Here is a 6,510-nt window from a genome sequence, read left to right on the forward strand (position 1 = left end):
ATCCTGCCAAAGTAAATTCATCCCCATCAATTTCGCTGAGCAAATTTTACCAGGTACCTTTGAATATGCGCTTTGTTATATTGTCGAAAATAAACTCGACTTGTCGGGCTTTGACGCGTGGTATAACAACGATAAAACGGGTGCTGCGGCGTATCCGCCCACGGTCATGTTAAAGATTATTTACTCGGTTATGCGCAAGGGTTAATAAGTAGCCGCCGAATAGCCAAGGCCTGTGAGAACAATATTCTGTTCATGAGTGTGTCAGGGGATATTCAGCCGCATTACACATCAATAGCGGGTTTCGTAGCCAAAATGCACGAACAGATTGAGCCACTATTTACGCAAGAACCAAGAACCAAAGGGGTCAAATCTTGACTTCAGACATCAAAGAGCGAACTGTACGAGTATTGGTTAGCAAACAAAGACTGAAGACTCAGAAACTCATTCAATTTTAGCGGTTTATTACTTTTAAACACACGTTGATATTTAAAACAGTAACTTTAGGTTGCTGTTTTTTTATGCCTAGTATTTAAGTTTATTTTAAGTTTGCTCAGTTATTGTAACTAATACTTAAATTCCAGAATCATTAAACCATTGAACTGACTTAGTAACTCATTTTATGTTTTAGATCATTAAGCAGTGAGTGATTAAAGTTTAGCCTGTAAACATGTACTTATACGCATAAGTGAGCTTTTAACTTTAATTCGTTTTTTAGGAGTTATTATGAATTTTAAAAACACAACGACTCATTACAATACACTCTCTATAGCCTTACACTGGCTTATGTTTATTTTAATTGTCACTGTTTACGGCAGTATAGAGCTACGTGAATTATTTGATAAAGGCACTGAAACGCGTGATGCCTTTAAAATGTGGCACTTTATGTTGGGTTTATCGGTGCTAGCTTTAGTTAGTGTGAGGTTAGTTGCGCGTATAGTGGGTGGCGCAGCACCTGCCATACAACCTGAGCCTGCAAAATGGCAAAATAAATTAGCTACATTTGTTCATATTGCGCTGTATGTGTTTATGTTTGCTATGCCTATAGCTGGTTGGTTAATTTTGAGTTTAGCAGGTAAACCCATCCCGTTTTTTGGTTTAGAGTTGCCTGCATTGGCCGCTCAAAACTTTGAACTCGCTAAAAGTATTAAAGAGATACATCAAACCGCAGGGGAAGTGGGGTATTACGTAATAGGTTTACATGCGGCTGCGGCTTTGTTTCACCATTATGTTTTGGCTGATAATACGGTATCGCGAATGCGTTTGCCGAAATACTATAAATAATAAAATGAACGGAGCCGAGCTTTAATTTTACCTTTAATGTTTGGTGACTGATATTTAGCTGGTACATCCCTAAACGTTGCGTTTTAAAATTAAACTATTTGAGTGCGTTAGCAGCAAAGAACCAAATGTTGCTCTTTTAGCTTTAAAAGCTTTAGTTAGTATTTTTATAATTATTGGGTTACTGTTTGCTAAATTCAATTTTTGAAGGCAAGGGTATGGAATTTTTATATCATATTTTAAATTGGGGTTCCCCTTTAGGTTTGGGGTTATTCTTTTTTCTTTCATGTGCTGGCACTGGCATACTATTTTGGGGTTTATCTCAATTTAAAAAAAGCTCTACCACAAATCAATAACGTGGTTTGTTTTTAGCTGGGCCTTTGTTTAAACAGCATTTACCGTTCAGTTGCTCAAAGGCCTTAGTTAGAACGCTTTAAATGTATCTTGAGTATTTGTTATTAGTGCCGTCCTTATAAACTGTGTTGGTTTTGTGAGTGTACAATAGATTTTTATTTGCATAATTTGTAATTGAGCCACATAAACAATTTACCAAAATAGCCCCACGCTCTTATTTAGTTTCTCAATATTAAAAATATTATTGGGCTATCTATGTTCTGTTCATTTTTGTTTAGCTAATCTGTTATAACTAACTTCATAATAATAAAGTGCATTTGGTACTTACAAAGCGAACAAATGAACAAAATAAAATCGTTGATTACTCAATTTATTAATGCAATGCAAAAACGACCGGGCTTACTGGCTGTTTTAGCGTTTTGCTCTGGTATTACAAGCTACGTGCTAGTTGATAGAAAGGAGTCGTTTGCGCAAGTTGTTGCTTTAGTTTTACTTATAAGCTGGTTGTGGTTAATTGTAGATAATTGGCTTCGTGATAAAGTTGAAGAACGATTTGGTGTGAGTGTTTCACCTAATGTAACACGCTTTGCTCTACAAATGATTCAGCAAGAGAGTTTGTTTTTTGCGCTGCCATTTTTTTTAGTTGTTACCCAGTGGGACCATCCTCAAGCAGTATTTACATCACTTATTATTTTGTGTGCGGTTGCATCGGTTATTGATCCCTTCTATTACAAAAAATTAGCTAAAAATAGAACGCTATTTACGGTGTTTCATAACTTCGCTTTGTTTGTAGTTTTACTTGTTACCTTGCCTATTTTGTTTAGCTTAACTACTAGTCAAAGTTTAGCGGCTGCATTAGTTATAGCCGTAGTATTAACTTTACCTAGTCTTACTAATTTAATGCCTAATGCGCCGTGGTGGCGTTTACCTATTTTAGCAATAATTTTATTCAGTTTGAGTGTAGGCATATGGCAATTAAGAAGCTTTGTTCCACCTGCCGCGCTGCACCTAACAAGCATTACATTAGCGCATGAGGTAAATGAGCAAAGTAAAAAACCGATAGGAAATATTAACTCGTTAAATGAACGCTCGTTACACGCAAAAGGGCTTTATACATGGACAGCGGTAAGAGCACCGCGAGGGTTAAACGAAAAGATATTTCATGTATGGACACACAATAAAAAGCAGGTAGATAAAATAGCGCTTAATATCAGCGGTGGGCGTAAAAGTGGTTATAGAGCATGGACACACAAAGTAAATTTTCCACAAAACGCGGCAGGAAAATGGCAAGTTAAGGTTATGACTGAATCAGGCCAGTTAATTGGTTTAACTAAATTTACGGTGACGCATTAAAACAAGTTGCACAAAAATGTGCTTAAGCATTAATAAATTAATAGGGACTGTACGTATTAAAAAATTATTGTTAACTATCAAAGGGCTTGATAGGCTGTATTAGTAAATTTATTACATTTATTAAGCAAGGAAGAACGATGAACAGTGATGTTTTAATACCTCATTTACCCGAACCAATAATGTCTGCTTTGGCTACAAAAATATATGTGACTGAGGGGCAACACGTAAAAAAAGATGACACATTACTTGATGTGGAAACTGATAAAGTTGTTCTTGAAATTGTTGCTATGGCTAACGGAGTTGTCACCAAGATAAATATAAATGAAGGTGAGCAGGTTAGCTCAAACCAAGTGGTGATGCAGTTTGAATATGACGAAGTAACTGAGGAGTTAATACAAGCCCCTTTGAGTGATAAACCTGAATTTCAAAATAACACCAGCGACGTAGACCAAATTAACACCCATGATATTCAGAGCTCAGACACTGAAACACCCATTCATAATGAAATAATAAATCTAGATGCAACGATTGATGATCCCAAACAGGCTTGCTTGGATAAACATAATGATACGCCACATACAGAATCTAAAATAGACACCAGAGCACAGCTACCTCAAGAAGTAAGCCATAGTGGTGAGAGTAAAGGGGTGTTTTATATGGTTGCTGTACTAGTGGTAGGCATTATTATTGGTGTAACAGCGAGTCGCTTTATATTTAATTAGTGGAGTAAACGCCAAAAGCGTGGGCTTTTGGCGTAAAATAAAATTAGTTAGCTAATAGCCATTCGCTTAACAAGCGTACACCATAGCCTGTGCCGCCAGGTGATAGTTCACCTTTTCCTTTTTTAACTAACGCGTTACCTGCTATATCAATATGAACCCAACGCGTTTCACCCGCAAAATGCTCTAAAAACGTTGCTGCAGTGGTTGCGCCAGGTCCGCCAGACCCTACGTTTGTTATGTCGGCAATGTCTGATTTAAGCATATCTTTATAACCTAATGGTAAACGCCATAGGTTTTCGTTTACCTGCTCGCCAGCAAGTGTTAGCTGATTTACGAGTGTGTCGTCTTTTGAGAAAACAGCCGCATACTCGTTACCAACGGCACGAATTTTTGAACCAGTAAGTGTAGCTACATCAATCATTATGCTTGGGTTGAAGTGCTTACGTGCATACCACATTGCATCACTTAAAACTAAACGGCCTTCGGCATCGGTGTTGAGTATTTCAACACTTAAGCCTTCAGCTGTTCGAACAACATCGCCAGGTGCTACTGCAAATTGCGAAACCATATTTGCCGCCATACCCATTACAGCTACAACGTTTTTGTCGGCTTTGGCCATAGCCATTGCTTTAACCGTACCGAGTACAGCTGCAGCGCCTGCCATGTCTGATTTCATACGTGCGATAGATGCACCTGTTTTAATACTATAACCGCCCGAGTCGAATGTTATACCTTTACCTACTAATGCAATGGGGTCGTCGTTAGAGCCTTTATAATGTGCAACGACTAAGCGAGCACCCTGATCGCTACCGCGGCCAACGGCTTCTAATGCGCCCATACCAAGCTCTTTAAGTTGTTCAGGCTTTAAAACTGTAATGGTCACGCCTAACGATTCAAGCTCTTTTGCAGCATTTGCAAAATCAACTGGCGTCATTTCAGTGGCTACTTCAGAGGTAAGATCGCGTGCTAAAAATACACCGGCCTGAATACTTTCTAGCTGTTTATACGTTGCTTTCGTCTTTTTTGTGCGATCGACATCAAACGAGTAAGTCACTGTTTGCGTGCTAGGTGTTTGTTTGTATTTTTCAAAGCGATGGTCACGCAGGTTCGCGCCATGCGCAAAGTTTGCAGCAAGTAAATGGTTTGCATCAACGCCCGTTACATCGTCAAATAATACATTGGCGGTATCTGCTTTATATTTAACTAATTGAGCGTGCACGTTTCCGCCTAATTTAGCAATGCGTGCTTTATTTAACTCGTTTTGTTTACCAGTTCCGACAACTAATATACGTTTGTAGTTACTATTAAGCGGGGCAATCAGCTGTGTTGTTTTGGCGTATTTACCTTCAAAGTTTTCAACATCAATTATACGTTGCAGCTGTCCATTAAATTGTTTGTCGAGGTTTTTAAATTGATTGTTTTTTCCATCTTGGCTATAAAACACAATTAATGTATGTGCATCGTTGTCTACTTTAGAAGAAAACGAAAACTGTGCTGCGTGTGTATTTAAACTAGCGCTTATTGCTAGCGTTAAGAGAGAGGCTTTAATTATGTGTTTCATCGTTCACCTAAGATTAATTTAAAACTGTTTTTTACCTATTTTTGAGTGCTTAGTTAAGTGCGATAAGCTGAAACGGCAATTAAGAGCGACGTATAACGGCATAAAAAATACGTTATAAATTTATTTGCATGTCGGTGATACTAGGCTTAATGTAAAACAAAATGTTTACATGGAGTTATATTATGAAGTTTTTATTGTTTTTAGGCACTGTGCGTGAGAGCTCCCCCCCTAAACCAGTACGTCTTGGAAGTAGAGTTAGTAAAGCATGTTTATTGTGTTTGCAGTCACACTTTAGTGAACATGAATTTGAAATAATTGATGCGTTAGATTACCCAAACGACGCTGTATTTAAACCCCACTTTGCATATACACAGCACAATGCCCCCACTAAACTTAACAACTTGGCTGATAAAATTAAATCTGCTGATGGCTACATAATGATCAGCCCTGAATATAATCACTCTATGAGCCCTGCATTAGCAGATCTTCTCAATCATTTTGGTAGTTCACTGTTTTCGTATAAACCCAGTGCGATTGTTTCTTATTCTGCTGGGCAGTGGGGTGGGGTTCGTGCTGCAATTAGTATGCGCACTTTTTTATCAGAACTTGGGTGTTTACCAGTATCGTCGATGATTCATGTTCCAAAGGCACAGGATGTGTTTAACGAGCTTGGAGAGTTTGCTACTGATGATGATCAGACCTCGTGGTTTAACTATTTTTCTCGTACATTTAATCAATTAATATGGTGGGCTGAGGCCGCTAAAATACAGGCTGAATGTAAAAACCCTCATAATATGATTGCAAGCTTTAAAACAAGCCCCGCGCAGCGAAATGCGCCTAAAACAACTACTAATTAAGTTACTGTAATTTAAATTATATGTATTTGTACTGTTTGGGTCATCAAAAAGTAAAGAAACCGGTTAGGCGAAATGGAGCAAATAAGTACCCATTTACAGCTATACTGTATTCATATACAGTATAGCTGTTGCGTTAATAAATACTAAAACAGTAAACTAAGTGTTAGGCGTGCAGTTCTAGGCTCAATAGGATGAAAATGATTATCTTCAACGCCTTGAGCGGGCTCACCGGCTAAACGCGATGCATAATAGTAATCTATATCGTGGTCGGTACTGTTAAACAAGTTAAGTAATTCAAAGTCTACTTTCCAATGAGTTTGCTTATAGCTCACAGAGCTATTAACTACCGTTAGCGGGTTTGAGCGCTTGAATCGCCCCGAGTTCA

The 6,510-nt window shown here is 38.2% G+C and carries 5 protein-coding genes and 2 pseudogenes; 5 read left to right on the forward strand and 2 right to left on the reverse strand.

The window, feature by feature from the left end; translation table 11 throughout:
- From CWB65_RS20270 to CWB65_RS15565, 4 genes and pseudogenes are all read left to right on the forward strand, one after another.
- Positions 1 to 345 (forward strand): annotated as a pseudogene (locus CWB65_RS20270) (transposase); the annotation flags it as partial.
- A 378-nt stretch (positions 346 to 723) separates the two neighbouring features.
- The gene (locus CWB65_RS15555; RefSeq protein ID WP_138740941.1) at positions 724 to 1,281 is read left to right on the forward strand and encodes a cytochrome b; all 558 of its coding nucleotides are present in this window, start codon (positions 724 to 726) and stop codon (positions 1,279 to 1,281) included.
- 690 nt (positions 1,282 to 1,971) lie between these two features.
- Positions 1,972 to 2,985: a DUF5924 family protein gene (locus CWB65_RS15560; protein WP_138740942.1), complete on the forward strand. Its 1,014-nt coding sequence runs from the start codon at positions 1,972 to 1,974 to the stop codon at positions 2,983 to 2,985.
- Between the two features lie 137 nt (positions 2,986 to 3,122).
- A complete protein-coding gene (locus CWB65_RS15565; protein WP_138740943.1) occupies positions 3,123 to 3,707 on the forward strand; it encodes a lipoyl domain-containing protein in 585 nt (194 codons plus the stop codon).
- Between the two features lie 43 nt (positions 3,708 to 3,750).
- On the opposite strand, the gene CWB65_RS15570 is transcribed toward CWB65_RS15565, so the two are convergent.
- Positions 3,751 to 5,268, reverse strand: a complete 1,518-nt coding sequence (locus CWB65_RS15570) for a leucyl aminopeptidase (RefSeq protein WP_138740944.1) — start codon at positions 5,266 to 5,268, stop codon at positions 3,751 to 3,753.
- A gap of 182 nt (positions 5,269 to 5,450) precedes the next feature.
- Here CWB65_RS15570 and CWB65_RS15575 point away from each other — a divergent pair, with 182 nt between their 5' ends.
- Entirely contained in the window at positions 5,451 to 6,125 is a 675-nt protein-coding gene (locus CWB65_RS15575; RefSeq protein WP_008131041.1) for an NADPH-dependent FMN reductase, read from the forward strand.
- A gap of 143 nt (positions 6,126 to 6,268) precedes the next feature.
- Here CWB65_RS15575 and CWB65_RS15580 read toward each other — a convergent pair.
- Positions 6,269 to 6,510, reverse strand: a pseudogene (locus CWB65_RS15580) (TonB-dependent receptor); the annotation flags it as partial.

The sequence above is a fragment of the Pseudoalteromonas sp. S554 genome (genome assembly GCF_005930865.1).
GTDB lineage: Bacteria > Pseudomonadota > Gammaproteobacteria > Enterobacterales > Alteromonadaceae > Pseudoalteromonas > Pseudoalteromonas marina.

Bases quoted from the DNA above. Each gene is read 5' to 3' on its own strand.
- CWB65_RS15570 (WP_138740944.1), bottom strand. From the start codon at position 5,268: ATGAAACACATAATTAAAGCCTCTCTCTTAACGCTAGCAATAAGCGCT.
- CWB65_RS15575 (WP_008131041.1), top strand. From the start codon at position 5,451: ATGAAGTTTTTATTGTTTTTAGGCACTGTGCGTGAGAGCTCCCCCCCT.
- CWB65_RS15560 (WP_138740942.1), top strand. From the start codon at position 1,972: ATGAACAAAATAAAATCGTTGATTACTCAATTTATTAATGCAATGCAA.
- CWB65_RS15555 (WP_138740941.1), top strand. From the start codon at position 724: ATGAATTTTAAAAACACAACGACTCATTACAATACACTCTCTATAGCC.
- CWB65_RS15565 (WP_138740943.1), top strand. From the start codon at position 3,123: ATGAACAGTGATGTTTTAATACCTCATTTACCCGAACCAATAATGTCT.